This is a genomic window from Mycobacterium sp. GA-1285, from assembly GCF_001499905.1.
Classification (GTDB): domain Bacteria; phylum Actinomycetota; class Actinomycetes; order Mycobacteriales; family Mycobacteriaceae; genus Mycobacterium.
Map to the genome: position 1 here is coordinate 182938 of NZ_LQIS01000045.1, position 16323 is coordinate 199260.

A 16323-nucleotide genomic window follows, 5' to 3' on the forward strand; every position below is an offset into this window, starting at 1 on the left:
CACGTCAACCCGTGGTGCCGCCCATGATCTCGAGGACGTCGAAGGTGTTGACACCGGCGGTGATCGACGGGTCACCCTCGGCGATCGCGAGCACCTCGGCGCGGTCATCTGCGCGCAGCACCCCCATTCCCCAAACGCCTTCCGGATCGGCGACCGGTCCGTAGACGACGACCCGACCTTCGGCCAGCAGTCGTCCCCAGTACTCCTGATGCGCCGCCATCGCCTGCTGCTCGGCCGGTGTCATGGTCTGAGCGAAATCCGCTCGTGGCGGAATGAGCCGGAACAGGAAAAGCTTCATCCGGCCAGGCGGGTCGCGGGGTGGACGGCAATGAGCCCTAACCCGTTGCGCCGCTTGCACATCGCCGCGAGCTCCGCGTATGCCTTCTCGCCGAGCAGTTCGGTCAGCTCGGGGCCGTAGGACTCCCACACCTGCCTGCTGCCGACGTGCGCGTTCGGATCGCCGGTGCAGTACCAGTGCAGGTCGGCGCCGCCCTCACCCCAGCCGCGACGGTCGTACTCGGTGATCCACGTCTTGAGGATCTCGGAGCCGTCGGGTCGCTCCACCCATTCCTGCGTGCGGCGGATCGGCAGCTGCCAGCACACGTCGGGTTTCATGGTCAGCGGTTCGACGCCGAGCTTGAGCGCCTTGCTGTGCAGTGCGCACCCGATACCGCCGGGGAAACCGGGCCGGTTGAGGAAGATGCAGGCGCCCTTGTACTTCCGGGTGCGCAGGTTGGGCTTGTCCTCGTAGGAGTCCATCTCGAGGTAGCCCTTCTTGCCCAGCCCCTTCTCGCGGAACTGCCAGTCCTCGTCGGTCAGCGTTTTCACCGCGTCGTCGAGGCGGGCGATGTCGTCGTCGTCGGACATGAACGCTCCATGCGAACAGCACCCGTCGTCGGGGCGTCCCTCCACCGTGCCCTTGCAGGCCGGGGTGCCGAACACGCACGTCCACCGGGAGAGCAGCCACGTCAGATCGGCGGCGATCAAGTGCTCGGGATTGTCGGGGTCATAGAACTCGACCCACTCCCGGGCGAAATCGAGTTCGACCTCTCCACGGTGCGGTGCAGTCACATTTCCCAACGGTAGACCCATTAGGTTGGGTGAGTGCGATTAGGCGTGCTCGACGTGGGCAGCAATACCGTGCACCTCCTGGTGGTGGACGCCCGACGTGGTGGCCACCCGACGCCGATGAGTTCGACCAAGGCCTCGCTGCGCCTCGCTGAGGCCATCGACAGCGACGGCAAGATCACCCGCAGGGGCGCCGACAAACTGATCGGCACCATCGACGAATTCGCCAAGATCGCCACGAGTTCCGGCTGTGCGGAGTTGATGGCGTTCGCCACCTCCGCGGTGCGCGACGCGAAGAACTCCGATGAAGTGCTGGCCCGGGTGCTCGCCGAGACGGGGGTGGCGCTGCGCGTGCTCGCCGGCGTCGACGAGTCGCGGCTGACGTTTCTGGCGGTGCGGCGGTGGTACGGCTGGAGCGCCGGCCGCATCATCAACATCGACATCGGCGGCGGCTCGCTCGAACTGTCCAACGGCGTCGACGAGGAGCCGGAGGTCGCGCTGTCGCTTCCGCTCGGCGCGGGCCGGCTCACCCGCGAGTGGCTGCCCGACGATCCGCCCGGCAGGCGGCGGGTGGCGATGCTGCGCGACTGGCTGACCACCGAACTGGCCGACCCCGCCGCGGAGCTGCTCAAGGCCGGCGCCCCCGACCTTGCGGTGGCCTCGTCGAAGACGTTCCGTTCGCTGGCCCGGCTGACCGGCGCGGCGCCCTCCGGGGCCGGTCCGCGGGTCAAACGGACGCTGACGGCCACCGGGTTAAGGCAGCTCATAGGTTTCATCTCTAGGATGACCGCGGCCGACAGAGCGGAATTGGAAGGAGTGAGTGCCGAACGGGCGCCACAGATCGTGGCGGGAGCCTTGGTGGCTGAGGCGAGCATGAAAGCCCTCGGCGTCGAGAGCGTGGACATCTGCCCCTGGGCGTTGCGGGAGGGGCTGATTCTGCGGAGACTCGACAGCGAAGCCGATGGCAACGGTTTCGTCGGCGGTGCCGACAATCCGGCCTCAGTACAGACGTTTGTGCGCAATGCTGGACGATAGGTGACGAGGCCCGAAGGCAACACACGATGACAGGACCAGAAGACGACGACCACAGCAACACGCGACCCATCTCGGTCGCGGAGTTGCTGGCGCGCAACGGCACGATCGGTGCCCCGCCGGTCGGCGGGCGGCGCCGTCGTCGCCGCGGCGCCGACTCGGTCACGGTCGCCGAACTGACCGGTGAGATCCCGATCGTCCGTGACCACGACGACGCACCCGCCACGGGGAGTTCCGCCGCCGCGGTGGTCGAGGCCCCCGCCGACACCGAACCCGCCCCCGCCGAGGGCGCATCCACCAACGGCGCCGTCGACCACGTCGAGGAGACGGCCGAGGTGGCCGAGGTGGCCGAGCCCGCCCACGACGAGACCCCCGGCGAGACGGCCGACGTCGAGGCCGAGACCGCCGACGCCGAGGCCGAGACCGCCGACGCTGAGGCCGCCGGGGCCGAGCCAGGGGTGGACAAGGACGACGACTACGCCGATGCGGTCGCCGACTATCAGACCCACATAGAGCAGCGCCAGGCCGACGAGGACCTCGACTTCTTCGCCCCGCCGCGGCGCTCGACGTTCGCGCGCCGACGCTTCGGCATGCTCGGTCGCGGCGCGTCGGCAGAGCGCACCGATGCCAAGGTCGGCGCCGAGGAGATGAGCCCGGATCCACTCGACTGGGCCGATCCGCACGCCGACGAGGACCACGCCGACGGGGACCACGCCGACGAGGACAAGGCCGCCGACGCCGCGGTCGCCGTGGCCGAGCCGAAGCAGGATGACGAGCGCGAGGATCGGCCCTCGTACCTGCGTTCACCCGACGATGCCTTGTTCGGCGGTCCCGACGTCGCCGACGACGTCGCTCGGCCCGGCAACGGCCCGAGCCCGGTCGACATCGACCTCGACGAGGACGAGGACGTCGCACCGTCGGGTGCGATGTCGTCGTTACTTCGCGGGGCCATGGTCGTCGGCCAGTGCGTGGTCGCGGTCGCATTCGGCGCCGGGCTGTTCATCGCCTTCGATCAGCTGTGGAAGTGGAACAGCATCATCGCGCTGGTACTCGGCGTGCTGGTGATTCTCGGCCTGGTGGTCGGCGTGCGCGTCGTCCGCAAAACCGAGGACATCGGCAGCACACTGATCGCCGTCGCGGTCGGCGCGATGGTGACATTCGGGCCGCTGGCGCTGATGCAGGCGGCTTGAGGCGCCCAATCACCCGTGCGTCCAGCCATCAAGGTCGGTCTGTCGACGGCCTCGGTCTACCCGCTGAGAACCGAGGCGGCCTTCGAATACGCGGCCAAGCTCGGCTACGACGGGGTCGAGCTGATGGTGTGGGCCGAAACGGTCAGCCAAGACATCGGGGCCATCGAGGAGCTGTCGAACCGTTACGAAATGCCGGTGCTCTCGGTGCACGCGCCGTGCCTGTTGATCTCCCAGCGGGTGTGGGGCGCGAACCCGATACCGAAACTCGAACGCAGCGTGCAGGCGGCCGAGCAGCTGGGCGCCCAGACCGTCGTCGTGCATCCACCGTTCCGGTGGCAGCGCCGCTACGCCGAAGGCTTCTCCGAGCAGGTCGCCGAGCTCGAAGCGTCCAGCGAGGTGATGGTCGCCGTCGAGAACATGTTCCCGTTCCGTGCCGACCGCTTCTTCGGCGCGGGTCAGACCTCGATCGAGCGCATGCGTAAACGCGGCGGCAGACCCGGACCGGGCATCTCGGCATTCGCGCCGTCCTACGATCCGCTCGACGGCGACCACGCCCACTACACGCTCGACCTGTCGCACACCGCGACCGCCGGCTCCGACGCACTCGAGATGGCGCAGCGCATGGGCGAGGGGTTGGTGCACCTGCATCTGTGCGACGGCAGCGGCGCCCCGACCGACGAGCACCTGGTGCCCGGACGCGGCACTCAGCCGACGGTGGAGGTGTGCGAGATGCTGGCCGCAAGCGACTTCAACGGCCATGTGATCCTCGAGGTGACCACCTCGGGTGCGCGCACCGCCGCCGAACGCGAAGCGCTGCTGGTCGAGTCGTTGCAGTTCGCCCGCAGACACCTGCTGCGCTGACCCGACCCCCGATCTCGTTCCGAACTCACTGCAGAAGGATTCACCAGATGGCCGGCTCCACCCTGTTCACCGACGCCATGGCGCTCACCGATGCCGGTGACGGCGTGTATCACGGTGAGCTGAACGAACATTGGACGATCGGGCCGAAGGTGCACGGTGGTGCGATGCTCGCGCTGTGCGCCAACGCCGCGCGGATGGAGCACGCAGGAGATGTGCAACCGATCGCGGTGTCGGGAAACTTCCTCTGGGCGCCCGACCCCGGCCCGATGCAGGTGGTCACCACCGTGCGCAAACGCGGGCGTCGCGTCAGCCTCATCGATGTCGAACTCAACCAGGGTGACCGTACCGCTGTGCAGGCCGCGGTCACCCTCGGCGAGCCGGAACATCATGTGGCGCCGCTGCTCTCGGTCAATCCCGTGATCCCGCTGATGCAACCGGAGCCGCCGCCCGGTCTCGAGCCAATCGGGGAGGGGCATCCGATGGCCGACATCGTCCACCTCGCGCACGGCTGCGACATCCGGCCGTCGCTGACCACGATGGCGCCGCGGTCCGACGGTGGTCCGCCGGTGATCGAATACTGGGTGCGGCCCAAAGGGGTTGCCCCGGATGTGCTTTTCGCGCTCCTGTGCGGAGATGTGTCGGCTCCGGTGACGTTCGGCGTCAACCGGTTCGGCTGGGCGCCCACCGTCCAGCTGACGGCGTATCTGCGCACCCTGCCCGCCGACGGGTGGCTGCGCGTGCTGTGCACGACGGTGCAGATCGGCCAGGACTGGTTCGACGAGGACCACATCGTCGTCGACTGCGAGGGCCACATCGTCGTGCAGTCCCGCCAGCTCGCGCTGGTGCCGCAGGCATAGTCGGCGAGCCCGGGGCGGGTGGCCGCACGCACGCTGCCCCGCCCGTCTGCAATGCTTCCGGCATGGCCAGAATCGCGATAGTGGGCGGTGGAAGTATCGGTGAGGCGCTGCTGTCCGGGCTGCTGCGGGCCGGGCGGCAGGTCAAGGACCTGGTGGTGGCGGAGAAGGATTCGGACCGGGCGCAGTACCTGGCCGACACCTACTCGGTGCTGGTGACGACGGTGGCCAACGCGGTGGACCATGCGACCTACGTGATCGTGGCCGTCAAGCCCGCCGACGTCGCGGGACTCGTCGACGAGATCGTCGATGCGGCAACCAATGCCGAAAGTGACACGGCCGAACAGGTTTTCGTGACCGTCGCGGCCGGCGTCACCACCGCCTACTACGAGAACAAGCTGCCCGCCGGCGCGCCGGTGATCCGGGTCATGCCCAACGCACCGATGGTCGTCGGCGGGGGAGTCAGCGCGCTGTCACCCGGACGCTTCGCCACCCCCGAACAGATGAAGGAGGTCTCGGCGATCTTCGACGCGGTGGGCGGCGTGTTGACGGTGCCCGAGTCGCAACTCGACGCGGTCACCGCGATCTCCGGGTCGGGGCCGGCCTATTTCTTCCTCATGGTCGAGGCGCTCGTCGACGCGGGCGTCGACGCCGGGTTGACGCGATCCGCGGCCACCGATCTGGTCGCCCAGACCATGGCGGGATCGGCCGCGATGTTGCTGGACCGCCTCGACCGGGCCGCGGACGCCGCGGGCGCCGCCGGCGGGCCGTCGGGCGCCGGAATGGACACCACGCCCGCTCAGCTGCGCGCTATGGTCACCTCGCCGGGGGGCACTACCGCGGCCGGTCTGCGGGAACTCGAGAGCGGTGGCCTGCGGGCGGCGGTAGCCAGGGCGGTCGAGGCCGCGAAAAAGCGCTCTGAGCAGCTCGGAATTACATCTGAGTAATTCATTGAATTACCCACACCCGTCGCAGTAACACCATCTGCCACGCTATTCTCCTCGTGTAAGCACGGGTCGGTGCCAGCGGTGGGGAAGCCGCTGGAACTGCCCGTGCCTGAATGATTGGGTTGCGATGACGTCTATGAACGGGCCATCCTCGCGGGATTCGGCCAGTGGGAAGTCGGCTCGGGACTCCGGATTTGACGGTCAACAGCCACGGGCGCAATTCCTCACCGTCGCCGAGGTGGCGAGCCTGATGCGGGTCAGCAAGATGACGGTGTACCGGCTGGTGCACAACGGCGAGCTGCCTGCCGTCCGGGTCGGCCGCTCGTTCCGCGTGCACGCGAAGGCCGTTCACGACATGTTGGAGAGCTCGTACTTCGACGCGGGCTGAGTCACGCCGCGTTCGCAAGCGTCCCCCCGCAAGCGGGCGGTGCCGCAACATCACCGGTCGGGCGCCGTTTCGCGGTAACCTGCGCAGCCCGGTAAAGTGGCCGGGTCAGTCCACGATGCTCATCGGGCAGGTAAGGCGTAGGTAGCGGAGTTCATGGGTTCAGTCATCAAGAAGCGGCGCAAGCGCATGTCGAAGAAGAAGCACCGCAAGCTGCTTCGTCGCACCCGGGTCCAGCGCAGAAAACTCGGCAAGTAATCGCCGCCCGCGGTCGCTAGGCTGACCGGACATGGATTCCGAGGGTCGTGGCAATGGAGACGTCAACGGAACTGACCCGCGCGACGCCGTGCAGTATCCGAAGGTCGTGCTGGTCACCGGCGCGTGCCGATTCCTCGGTGGCTACCTGACCGCCAGGCTGGCGCAGAACCCGTTGATCAACCATGTGATCGCCGTCGACGCGATCACCCCGAGCAAGGACCTTCTGCGACGGATGGGGCGCGCGGAATTTGTCCGCGCCGACATCCGCAACCCCTTCATCGCCAAGGTCATCCGCAACGGCGACGTCGACACCGTGGTGCACGCCGCGGCGGCGTCCTACGCACCCCGGTCCGGGGGCCGCGCGACGCTCAAGGAACTCAACGTGATGGGCGCGATCCAGCTGTTCGCGGCCTGCCAGAAGGCGCCGTCGGTGAAACGCGTCGTGCTCAAGTCCACGTCGGAGGTGTACGGGTCGACCTCGCGCGACCCCGTGATGTTCACCGAGGACACCAGCGCGCGGCGGCCGCCGGGGGAGGGCTTCGCCCGCGACAGCATCGACATCGAGGGCTATGCGCGTGGACTGGGGCGTCGTCGGCCGGATATCGCGGTCACCATCCTGCGGCTGGCCAACATGATCGGGCCGGGCATGGACACGGCGCTGTCGCGCTACCTCGCCGCCCCCGTGGTGCCGACGGTGATCGGGCACGACGCCCGGCTTCAGCTGCTGCACGAGCAGGATGCGCTCGGGGCGCTCGAGCGCGCGACGATGGCGGGCAAGGCGGGCACCTACAACGTGGGCGCGTCCGGGATCGTGATGATGAGCCAGGCGATCCGGCGGGCCGGCCGGATCCCGTTGCCCGTGCCGCGGTCGGCGCTGGCCGCAGTGGATTCGCTGCGGCGCGCGACTCGCTACACTGAACTCGACCGCGAGCAGCTGAACTACCTCAGTTATGGCAGAGTGATGGATACATCGCGGATGCGCAACGATCTCGGCTATAACCCGAAGTGGACGACCATCGAGGCTTTCGACGATTACGTCCGAGGCCGCGGATTGACTCCGATCGTCGATCCGCGGTGGGTACGCTCAGTGGAGAGTCGCGCCGTTGCCGCGGCGCAAAGGTGGGGGCGCTAGGCGCATCAACTCAACGGGTGGGGAGAAGGAAACGACCGTGGCGGGCGAGTCCAAGGCGAAAGTTATTCCGCTGCATGGCAATTCGGGTCGTGCAGCGGCCCAGCGGCGAATTGCCGCACGGGCGCAGGGCTCGCGCCGACATCCCTCGCAACTCTCGGATTCGGTAGGCGGCGCCTCCCCCGAGGAGATCGCCGCCGTCGTCCGCGAAATCGACGAGCACCGCGGCGGCGCCGCGGGCGCACCGTCGGTCGACGAGACGCCCACCGAACTGGCCAAGCAGATCGCGTCGGTCGCCGAGTTCGTGCGCAAGCGAATGACCGGCGAGTACACCGTCGACGAATTCGGGTTCGATGCTCACCTCAACAACGCAATCTTTTTGCCTTTGCTGAGAGGTCTGTTCAAGTCGTGGTTCCGGGTCGAGGTCAGCGGGACCGAGCATCTGCCCCAGACAGGCGCCGCGCTTGTGGTCGCCAATCACGCCGGGGTGCTGCCATTCGACGGCTTGATGACCTCGGTGGCGGTGCACGACCATCACCCGGCGCACCGGGACCTGCGTCTGCTGGCTGCCGACTTGGTGTTCGACCTGCCGGTGCTCGGCCAGGCCGCCCGCAAGGCCGGCCACACGATGGCCTGCACCGCCGACGCGCACCGGCTGCTGGCCGCCGGGGAGCTGACCGCGGTGTTCCCGGAGGGCTACAAGGGCCTGGGCAAGCACTTCAAGGACCGCTACAAGCTGCAGCGATTCGGCCGCGGCGGCTTCGTCTCGGCGGCGCTGCGCACCAAGGCGCCCATCGTGCCGTGCTCGATCGTCGGATCCGAGGAGATCTATCCGATGATCGCCGACGTCAAGCTGCTGGCCCGGTTGTTCGGGCTGCCGTATTTCCCGATCACACCGTTCTTTCCGCTGGCGGGTCCGGTGGGCATGGTGCCGCTGCCGTCCAAGTGGTACATCCAGTTCGGGGAACCGATCGAAACCGCCGATTACGACGACTCGGCCGCCGACGATCCGATGGTCACCTTCGAACTCACCGACCACGTGCGCGAGACCATCCAGCAGACGCTGTACCAACTGCTCACCCAGCGCCGGAACACGTTCTTCGGCTGAGCAGCGACTCGGAAAAAGCGGCTAGCTCCCCGAACTACTTTGCTTGGCAATCATTTTCGCGATTGCCTCGTCGCGTGCGGCGGCGATTCGCTGACTCACCTCGTCGGCTTCGGTGTCCGACTGCGCCTCGCCCATGACCGTGACGACGCTCGTCAAGATGGGGTTGCCGTCGGCGTCGGTCACCTCACCGCGAACTTCGGTGACGATGGCGCCGTGCGATTCGGTGACCGAATCGAGGTAGGAATCGAAGAACAGCTTGTCGCCGGCCAGGATCGGGCGGTGGAAGGTGATCTTCTGGTCGCGGTGCAGGACCCGCTCCATGTTGATCGGCACGTCGAACTGGTTGAAGATCTCCAACTGAACTCGGCGACCGGCGACGGCCAGGAAGGTCAGCGGGGCGATCAGCGTGTCGTAGCCGTACTCGGCGGCCGCCTCCTCGGTGAAATGCGCGGGGTGATCGTCCTTGACCGCCCGGGCGAACTCACGGATCTTCTCCCGGTCGACCTCGAAGTAATCGGGGTACCGGTAATGCGTTCCAATGATGTTCTCTGCGATTGCCATCCGTGAACTGCTCCTCGCGTGCGCGGGTTGCCGTCTCGTCGTGTCGGAGTCAGCGGCGCGAGCCTATCAGCGGTTCTGGACCGCCGACTCGGCCGGCGCGGCCCGTCAGCGACCCTCCTGGCGGCGGGAGACCACCGCCGCCAGCGCCCCTCCGGCTGCACCGAGCGCCAGCGCCGAGGGAACACCGATGCGCGCGGCCTTGCGGGCGGTGCGGAAGTCGCGGATCTCCCACCCCCGCTCACGGGCGAGGTCGCGCAGATCGGCGTCGGGGTTGATCGCCACCGCCGTACCCACCAGCGAGAGCATCGGGACGTCGTTGAAGCTGTCCGAGTAGGCCGTGCAGCGGCGCAGGTTGAGTCCCTCGCGGATGGCCAGCGAGCGCACCGCGTGCGCCTTGCCGGTGCCGTGCAGAATGTCACCGACCAGGCGGCCGGTGAACACGCCGTCGACGGACTCCGCGACGGTGCCCAGCGCTCCGGTCAGGCCCAGCCGCTTGGCGATGGTCGCGGCCAGTTCGTACGGGGTCGCGGTGACGAGCCACACCTGCTGTCCGGCGTCGAGGTGCATCTGCGCGAGCGCACGCGTGCCCGGCCAGATCTTGTCGGCGATGATCTCGTCGTAGATCTCCTCGCCGACCGCCATGAGCTCGGCCGTCGAGCGGCCCTCGATGAAGGCCAGCGCCTTGCGCCGACCGGCGGCCACGTCGTCGCTGTTCTCGCGGCCCGTCAGCTGGAACTTCGCCTGCGCGTAGACGAACCGCGCGATGTCGCCGTAGGTGAAGTACTTGCGGGCGGCCAGGCCGCGGGCGAAGTGCAGCAGCGAGGAGCCGTGCACGAGGGTGTTGTCGACGTCGAAGAACGCGGCCGCGGTCAGGTCCGGTGGCGGTGCGGGCGGCGCCGCGGCGGCTTCGGCCGCGAGATCGGTGAAGGCCGCCTCCGCGCTCGCTTCACCGGCAAGTTGCTGTTCAGCAGCTTCGCGGTCGCCGATTCGAGACACGAAACAACCCTAAGTCACCGGGGCGGTGATACTGGCCAGGTGGAGCACCGGCGGGCAGGAGCGAAGCGACCGGGGGATCGGCACCGGGTGGAGTTGCTGACGCGCGACGGCTGCACGATCTGCAGCGCGGCCGCGGAGCGGCTGGCCGAACTGGCCGGCGAATTGGGCTTCGCGCTCGCGGTCACCGACGTCGACGCCGCCGCGGCAGCGGGGAACGCCGCGCTGCGTGCGGAGTTCGGCGACCGCCTTCCGGTCGTTCTGCTCGACGGCAGCGAGCACAGCTACTGGGAGATCGACGAGTCACGCCTGCGGGCCGACCTGGCGAAGTGACCTTCCGTTTCTGCGTGAAATTGCATTCCAGCAGGCCTCCACTCGTGATTCGGCTGCCGGAACGCAGTTTCGGCGCAAATCCCGGTGGAATTTGGTGAGCTAACTGTTCAACGACTACCTTGGATGACGTGGTGATGAAGCCGTGAGCGTGCTGCTTTTCGGGGTTTCGCACCGCAGTGCGCCGGTGTCGGTGCTCGAGCAGCTCAGCACCGACGAGTCCGATCAGGCCAAGATCGTCGATCAGGTGCTGCAATCCTCGCTCGTCACCGAGGCAATGGTGCTGTCCACGTGCAATCGGGTCGAGATCTACGCTGTCGTCGACGCGTTCCACGGCGGGCTCTCGGTGATCGGCCAGGTGCTGTCCGAGCACTCCGGGATGAGCCTGAACGAGCTCACCAAATACGCGTATGTGCGGTACGCCGAAGCGGCCGTCGAGCACCTGTTCGCGGTGGCCTCCGGCCTGGACTCCGCGGTCGTCGGCGAACAACAGGTGCTGGGCCAGGTCCGCCGCGCCTACGCCGCCGCAGAGGCCAACCACACCGTCGGGCGCACCCTGCACGAGCTGTCGCAGCGCGCGCTGGCCGTCGGCAAGCGGGTGCACGCCGAAACCGGCATCGACGCCGCCGGCGCGTCGGTCGTGTCCGTCGCGCTGTGCAGCGCCGAAGGCAAGCTCGGTTCCCTGGCCGGCCGCACCGCGGTGGTCATCGGGGCGGGTTCGATGGGCTCCCTGGCCGCCAAGCACCTGACCCGCGCGGGCGTCGACCGGATCCACGTCGTGAACCGCAGCCAGCCCAGGGCCAAACGGCTCGCGGCGAACATCCGGGAACTGGGCGTCGACGCGCACGCCTTCCCGTTCGACCACCTGCCGCCACTGCTCACCGACGCCGACGTGGTCGTTTCCTGCACGGGAGCCGTTCGCCCGGTGGTCTCGCTGGCCGACGTGCACCGCGGCCTCGCGCACGGTCAAGAGCCCAAACAGCTGGTCATCTGCGACCTCGGCATGCCCCGTGACGTCGACCCCGCCGTGGCGGGCCTGCCCGGCGTCCACATCGTCGACATGGAACGCATCCTGCGCGAACCGGCCGCCCGCGCCGCGGCCTCCGACGCCGAAGCCGCCCGCGCGATCGTCGCCGCGGAGGTCGCCAACTACCTGGCCGGCCAACGCATGGCCGAGGTCACCCCGACCGTCACCGCGCTGCGTCAGCGTGCCGCCGACGTGGTCGAGGCCGAGTTGCTGAGGCTCGACAACCGCCTGCCGGGCCTTGACGCCGCCCACCGCGACGAGGTCGCCAAGACGGTGCGGCGAGTGGTCGACAAACTCCTGCACGCGCCGACCGTGCGCGTCAAGCAGTTGGCCAGCGCGCCCGGCGGCGACAGCTACGCCGAAGCGCTGCGCGAGCTGTTCGAACTCGACCAGCAGGCCGTCGACGCCGTCGCGGGGCCCGAATTACCCTTGATCACACCGGATCTCGACAAGGCCGAGTAACGCTTGACTGTAATTCGGATAGGCACTCGCGCCAGTCTGTTGGCGACCACTCAGGCCGGCACGGTGCGAGACGCGCTCATCGCGAACGGCCACCACGCCGAGCTCGTCCCCATCTCCACCGAGGGCGACCGCAACCAGGGTCCGATCGCCGAGATCGGCGTCGGCGTGTTCACCGCCGCTTTGCGGGAGGCCATCGACGACGGCCGGGTGGACGCCGCCGTGCACTCCTTCAAGGACTTGCCGACCGCGGTCGATCCGCGCTTCGTCGTCGCCGCGAGCCCCCCACGCGAAGACCCCCGGGACGCCCTGGTGGCGCGTGACGGACTGGTTCTCGGGGAGTTGCCGCCCGGTTCCCTCATCGGCACATCGAGCCCGCGGAGGGCCGCGCAGCTTAGAGCACTGGGTCTCGGTTTGGAAATCCGCCCCCTAAGAGGCAACCTGGATACCAGGTTGAACAGGGTTAGCAATGGTGATCTCGACGGCATCGTGGTCGCACGGGCGGGACTGGCCCGCATCGGGCGACTGGCCGATGTCACCGAGACTCTCGAGCCGGTGCAGATGTTGCCAGCGCCGGCTCAGGGTGCGCTCGCGGTCGAGTGCCGCGCGGACGACACCGGGCTTGCCGCGCTGCTGGCGGAGTTGGACGAGGCCGACACACGCGCCGCAGTCACCGCAGAGCGGGCCCTGCTCGCCCGACTGGAGGCGGGTTGTTCCGCACCGGTGGGCGCGATCGCCGAGGTGGTCGAGTCCATCGATGAGGACGGCAACGTCTTCGAAGAGGTGTCGCTGCGTGGCTGCGTGGCGGCACTGGACGGATCCGACGTGATCCGCGCGTCCGGCGTCGGCACTCCCGACCGGGCCCGGGAGCTGGGACTCTCGGTGGCCGAGGAGCTGTTCGACCTGGGGGCGCGCGAACTCATGGCGGACGCCCACTGAAGCAGTAGAGCTGCGATGAGCGTCGAGCGAAGAGCAGAGAGATGAGTGACTGAGATGACAGGCCAGACCAGCGGGCGGGGGCGCAAGCCGAAGCCGGGCCGCATCACGTTCGTCGGTTCGGGTCCGGGTGACCCGGGACTGCTGACGACGCGGGCCCACACCGTGCTCGCCAACGCTGCCTTGGTGTTCACCGATCCCGACGTGCCCGAAGCGGTGCTGGCCCTGGTGGGTTGCGAGCTGCCGCCGCCGTCGGGGCCCGAACCCGCCGAAGCCGCCGACAACGATCAGGCCCCGGGAACGGAAGCTCAGGCCATCCCAGGTGGGCCCGATATCCGGTCGGCCGTCGGCGATCCGACCGAGGTGGCCAAGACGCTGATCACCGAGGCCCGCACCGGTGTCGACGTGGTCCGGCTGGTGGCGGGCGATCCGCTGTCGGTGGACGCGGTGATCACCGAGGTGTCCGCGGTGGCGAAGTCGCACCTGGTCTTCGAGATCGTGCCGGGTCTGCCGGATACCACCGCGGTGCCCACCTACGCGGGCCTGCCGCTGGGGTCGGCGCACACCGTGGCCGACGTCCGCGACCCCGACGTCGACTGGGCCGCGTTGGCCGCCGCCCCCGGTCCGCTGATCCTGCACGCGACGGCGTCTCATCTGCCCGATGCGGCGCGCACGCTGATCGAGTACGGGCTGACCGACACCACACCGTTGGTGGTCACCGCGAACGGCACGACGTGCCAGCAGCGTTCGGTCGAGACCACGTTGGCCGGGCTGCTCGACAAGGCCACCCTGGCGGGCACCGAGCCGGCCGGCCCATCCGCTACTGGCGTGTGGGGGCAGGCCGGACCGCTGGTGGTGACCATCGGCAAGACCGTGGCCAACCGCACCAAGCTGAACTGGTGGGAGAGCCGCGCCCTGTACGGCTGGACCGTGCTGGTGCCCCGCACCAAGGACCAGGCCGGCGAGATGAGCGAGAAGCTCGTGGGCCACGGTGCGCTGCCGATCGAGGTCCCCACCATCGCCGTCGAGCCGCCGCGCAGCCCCGCTCAGATGGAGCGCGCGGTCAAGGGACTGGTCGACGGCCGGTTCCAGTGGGTCGTGTTCACCTCCACCAACGCGGTGCGCGCGGTGTGGGAGAAGTTCAACGAGTTCGGTCTCGACGCCCGGGCGTTCTCGGGTGTCAGGATCGCCTGCGTCGGCGAGGCGACCGCCGACCGGGTGCGGGCATTCGGCATCAATGCCGAACTGGTGCCCAGCGGTGAGCAGTCGTCGCTCGGCCTGCTCGACGAATTCCCGCCGTACGACGACGTTTTCGACCCGGTGAACCGCGTGCTGCTGCCGCGCGCCGACATCGCCACCGAGACGCTGGCCGAGGGTCTGCGTGAGCGCGGCTGGGAGATCGAGGACGTCACGGCGTACCGCACGGTGCGGGCCGCACCGCCGCCTGCGCACACCCGCGAGATGATCAAGACCGGTGGCTTCGACGCGGTCTGCTTCACCTCGAGTTCCACGGTGCGCAACCTGGTCGGTATCGCGGGCAAGCCGCACGCGCGCACCATCGTCGCGTGTATCGGGCCCAAAACCGCCGAGACCGCAGCCGAATTCGGTCTGCGCGTCGATGTGCAGCCCGAGGTCGCCGCTGTCGGGCCGCTGGTGGAGGCGCTCGCCGAGCACGCCGCCCGGCTGCGCGCCGAGGGCGCACTGCCCCCGCCGCGTAAGAAGAGCCGTCGCCGCTGACCGCCAGGAGCCGCTAATGGCCTTTCCTAGGCATCGCCCCCGCAGGCTGCGCACGACTCCGGCGCTTCGGCGACTCGTTGCCGAAACAGCCTTGCAGCCAGGGCAACTCGTGTTGCCGATGTTCGTTGCCGACGGCATCGACGAGCCACGCGAGATCGCCTCGATGCCCGGCGTCGCCCAACACACCCGCGCCTCGCTGCGTCGCGCCGCCGCCGACGCGGTGTCCGCCGGTGTCGGTGGCCTGATGTTGTTCGGCGTGCCGCGCGACGAGGACAAGGATCCCACCGGCAGCGTCGGTGTCGCCGAGGACGGCATCCTCAACGTCGCCCTGCGCGACCTGGCGAGTGACCTCGGCGACGACACCGTGTTGATGGCCGACACCTGCCTCGACGAGTTCACCGACCACGGTCACTGCGGCGTGCTGGACTCCGCGGGTCGCGTCGACAACGATCTGACCAACAAGCGCTACGTGGAACTCGCTGTGGCGCAGGCGGATTCGGGGGCACATGTCGTCGGGCCGAGTGGAATGATGGACGGGCAGGTCGCCGCGATCCGCGACGGCCTGGACGCCGCGGGGCACACCGATACGGTGATCCTGGCGTACGCCGCGAAGTTCGCCTCGGGCTTCTACGGCCCGTTCCGGGAAGCGGTCGGATCGAGCCTGCGCGGCGATCGTCGCACATACCAACAGAATCCGGGCAACGCCCGGGAGGCGTTGCACGAGGTGGAACTCGACATCGACGAAGGCGCCGACATCGTGATGGTCAAGCCCGCGATGGGATATCTCGACGTGGTGCGCGCGGCCGCCGACCTGTCGCCCGTTCCGGTGGCCGCCTACCAGGTCTCCGGTGAGTACTCGATGATCTGTGCGGCGGCCGCCAACGGTTGGATCGACTTGCAAACGGTGGCGCTCGAGACGCTGACAAGCATCCGGCGGGCCGGAGCGGACATCGTCTTGACGTACTGGGCGGCCGACGTCGCCAGTTGGCTGGCGTGAATCCGGAGTCGCAGGGCCGGCCCGAGGCCGGCGGGCAGCAGCCCGAATCCGGTGCCCGTCCCGTCGACGTCGACACCGGCTTCTGGTTATGGGTGGTCGCGCTCGTCCTGATGGTCGTCGGCCAGGTCGTCGACCTGCTGGTCGGCCAACGCGCCGACGGCCTGCCCGCACCCGTGTTGGCCCTTTCGGTGGTGTTCATCGTGATCCTCGGCGCCGTGGCGCTGACCTTCCAGGTCTTGATGCGCCAGGGCTACCGGTGGGCCCGCACCGTGCTGACTGGCGCAGGCGTCGCCGCGGTGGTGTACGCGGCGAGCAGCCTGTTCGGCGAGGATCGGCCGCCCGCCGCCGCGCTCGCCTACGCCGTCACCGCGATCCTCGGCTCGGTGCTGATCGTCGGCGGTGTGTACCTGCTGCACCGTAAAGACGCCAACGAGTACTTCACGCGGTGACC

At 68.7% G+C, this 16323-nt stretch carries 19 protein-coding genes; 15 read left to right on the forward strand and 4 right to left on the reverse strand.

Translation table 11 applies throughout. The features are described from left to right. Positions 1 to 4: 4 nt before the first annotated feature. Complete coding sequence (locus tag AU193_RS18280; protein ID WP_064423776.1) at positions 5 to 298, reverse strand: YciI family protein; 294 nt, start codon at positions 296 to 298, stop codon at positions 5 to 7. Continuing rightward, positions 295 to 1092 carry a hypothetical protein gene (locus tag AU193_RS18285; protein ID WP_064423777.1) on the reverse strand — a complete coding sequence of 266 codons (798 nt, stop codon included), beginning with the start codon at positions 1090 to 1092 and terminating at the stop codon, positions 295 to 297. The genes AU193_RS18280 and AU193_RS18285 overlap by 4 nt, the downstream gene beginning before the upstream one ends. A gap of 12 nt (positions 1093 to 1104) precedes the next feature. On the opposite strand from AU193_RS18285, the gene AU193_RS18290 reads away from it, so the two are divergent. From AU193_RS18290 to AU193_RS18325, 9 genes are all read left to right on the forward strand, one after another. Further along, positions 1105 to 2103 carry a Ppx/GppA phosphatase family protein gene (locus AU193_RS18290; RefSeq protein ID WP_064423778.1) on the forward strand — a complete coding sequence of 333 codons (999 nt, stop codon included), beginning with the start codon at positions 1105 to 1107 and terminating at the stop codon, positions 2101 to 2103. A gap of 26 nt (positions 2104 to 2129) precedes the next feature. After that, positions 2130 to 3290, forward strand: coding sequence for a hypothetical protein (locus AU193_RS18295; protein WP_064423779.1), 1161 nt, complete (start codon positions 2130 to 2132; stop codon positions 3288 to 3290). A gap of 15 nt (positions 3291 to 3305) precedes the next feature. Further along, positions 3306 to 4151: a sugar phosphate isomerase/epimerase gene (locus tag AU193_RS18300; protein ID WP_064423780.1), complete on the forward strand. Its 846-nt coding sequence runs from the start codon at positions 3306 to 3308 to the stop codon at positions 4149 to 4151. A gap of 47 nt (positions 4152 to 4198) precedes the next feature. Beyond that, positions 4199 to 5008, forward strand: coding sequence for a thioesterase family protein (locus tag AU193_RS18305; RefSeq protein WP_064423781.1), 810 nt, complete (start codon positions 4199 to 4201; stop codon positions 5006 to 5008). A 62-nt stretch (positions 5009 to 5070) separates the two neighbouring features. Continuing rightward, positions 5071 to 5952, forward strand: a complete 882-nt coding sequence (proC, locus tag AU193_RS18310; RefSeq protein WP_064423782.1) for a pyrroline-5-carboxylate reductase — start codon at positions 5071 to 5073, stop codon at positions 5950 to 5952. Positions 5953 to 6079: 127 nt separating this feature from the next. Further along, positions 6080 to 6340, forward strand: coding sequence for a helix-turn-helix domain-containing protein (locus tag AU193_RS18315; protein ID WP_064423783.1), 261 nt, complete (start codon positions 6080 to 6082; stop codon positions 6338 to 6340). A gap of 153 nt (positions 6341 to 6493) precedes the next feature. Then, positions 6494 to 6595 (forward strand): 30S ribosomal protein bS22, encoded by a 102-nt coding sequence (locus tag AU193_RS22935; RefSeq protein ID WP_003402602.1) that lies wholly within the window; start codon positions 6494 to 6496, stop codon positions 6593 to 6595. Between the two features lie 31 nt (positions 6596 to 6626). Then, positions 6627 to 7727: an SDR family oxidoreductase gene (locus AU193_RS18320; protein WP_064423784.1), complete on the forward strand. Its 1101-nt coding sequence runs from the start codon at positions 6627 to 6629 to the stop codon at positions 7725 to 7727. A gap of 37 nt (positions 7728 to 7764) precedes the next feature. Further along, a complete protein-coding gene (locus AU193_RS18325; RefSeq protein ID WP_064423785.1) occupies positions 7765 to 8832 on the forward strand; it encodes a lysophospholipid acyltransferase family protein in 1068 nt (355 codons plus the stop codon). Positions 8833 to 8853: 21 nt separating this feature from the next. Here AU193_RS18325 and AU193_RS18330 read toward each other — a convergent pair whose 3' ends face one another. Both AU193_RS18330 and AU193_RS18335 read right to left on the reverse strand, forming a co-directional pair. Then, positions 8854 to 9393, reverse strand: coding sequence for a MaoC family dehydratase N-terminal domain-containing protein (locus AU193_RS18330; RefSeq protein WP_064423786.1), 540 nt, complete (start codon positions 9391 to 9393; stop codon positions 8854 to 8856). A gap of 105 nt (positions 9394 to 9498) precedes the next feature. Then, positions 9499 to 10389, reverse strand: coding sequence for an HAD family phosphatase (locus AU193_RS18335; protein ID WP_064423787.1), 891 nt, complete (start codon positions 10387 to 10389; stop codon positions 9499 to 9501). Between the two features lie 39 nt (positions 10390 to 10428). On the opposite strand from AU193_RS18335, the gene AU193_RS18340 reads away from it, so the two are divergent. The 6 genes from AU193_RS18340 (at position 10429) to AU193_RS18365 (ending at position 16321) form a co-directional block, all read left to right on the forward strand. Continuing rightward, a complete protein-coding gene (locus tag AU193_RS18340) occupies positions 10429 to 10719 on the forward strand; it encodes a glutaredoxin family protein (RefSeq protein WP_082683042.1) in 291 nt (96 codons plus the stop codon). 142 nt (positions 10720 to 10861) lie between these two features. Then, positions 10862 to 12205: a glutamyl-tRNA reductase gene (locus AU193_RS18345; RefSeq protein WP_064423789.1), complete on the forward strand. Its 1344-nt coding sequence runs from the start codon at positions 10862 to 10864 to the stop codon at positions 12203 to 12205. A gap of 3 nt (positions 12206 to 12208) precedes the next feature. Beyond that, positions 12209 to 13141: a hydroxymethylbilane synthase gene (gene hemC / locus AU193_RS18350; protein ID WP_064423790.1), complete on the forward strand. Its 933-nt coding sequence runs from the start codon at positions 12209 to 12211 to the stop codon at positions 13139 to 13141. Between the two features lie 54 nt (positions 13142 to 13195). Then, positions 13196 to 14875 carry a bifunctional uroporphyrinogen-III C-methyltransferase/uroporphyrinogen-III synthase gene (locus tag AU193_RS18355; protein ID WP_064423791.1) on the forward strand — a complete coding sequence of 560 codons (1680 nt, stop codon included), beginning with the start codon at positions 13196 to 13198 and terminating at the stop codon, positions 14873 to 14875. Positions 14876 to 14891: 16 nt separating this feature from the next. Then, positions 14892 to 15872, forward strand: coding sequence for a porphobilinogen synthase (gene hemB / locus AU193_RS18360; protein ID WP_064423792.1), 981 nt, complete (start codon positions 14892 to 14894; stop codon positions 15870 to 15872). Further along, positions 15869 to 16321, forward strand: coding sequence for a hypothetical protein (locus tag AU193_RS18365; RefSeq protein ID WP_064423793.1), 453 nt, complete (start codon positions 15869 to 15871; stop codon positions 16319 to 16321). Before hemB ends, AU193_RS18365 begins: the two co-directional genes overlap by 4 nt. Positions 16322 to 16323 lie beyond the last annotated feature (2 nt).

Coding starts and splice junctions, on each gene's coding strand:
- AU193_RS18280 (WP_064423776.1), bottom strand. CDS start 298: ATGAAGCTTTTCCTGTTCCGGCTCATTCCGCCACGAGCGGATTTCGCT.
- AU193_RS18285 (WP_064423777.1), bottom strand. CDS start 1,092: ATGGGTCTACCGTTGGGAAATGTGACTGCACCGCACCGTGGAGAGGTC.
- AU193_RS18295 (WP_064423779.1), top strand. CDS start 2,130: ATGACAGGACCAGAAGACGACGACCACAGCAACACGCGACCCATCTCG.
- AU193_RS18305 (WP_064423781.1), top strand. CDS start 4,199: ATGGCCGGCTCCACCCTGTTCACCGACGCCATGGCGCTCACCGATGCC.
- proC (WP_064423782.1), top strand. CDS start 5,071: ATGGCCAGAATCGCGATAGTGGGCGGTGGAAGTATCGGTGAGGCGCTG.
- AU193_RS18315 (WP_064423783.1), top strand. CDS start 6,080: ATGACGTCTATGAACGGGCCATCCTCGCGGGATTCGGCCAGTGGGAAG.
- AU193_RS22935 (WP_003402602.1), top strand. CDS start 6,494: ATGGGTTCAGTCATCAAGAAGCGGCGCAAGCGCATGTCGAAGAAGAAG.
- AU193_RS18320 (WP_064423784.1), top strand. CDS start 6,627: ATGGATTCCGAGGGTCGTGGCAATGGAGACGTCAACGGAACTGACCCG.
- AU193_RS18330 (WP_064423786.1), bottom strand. CDS start 9,393: ATGGCAATCGCAGAGAACATCATTGGAACGCATTACCGGTACCCCGAT.
- AU193_RS18355 (WP_064423791.1), top strand. CDS start 13,196: ATGACAGGCCAGACCAGCGGGCGGGGGCGCAAGCCGAAGCCGGGCCGC.
- hemB (WP_064423792.1), top strand. CDS start 14,892: ATGGCCTTTCCTAGGCATCGCCCCCGCAGGCTGCGCACGACTCCGGCG.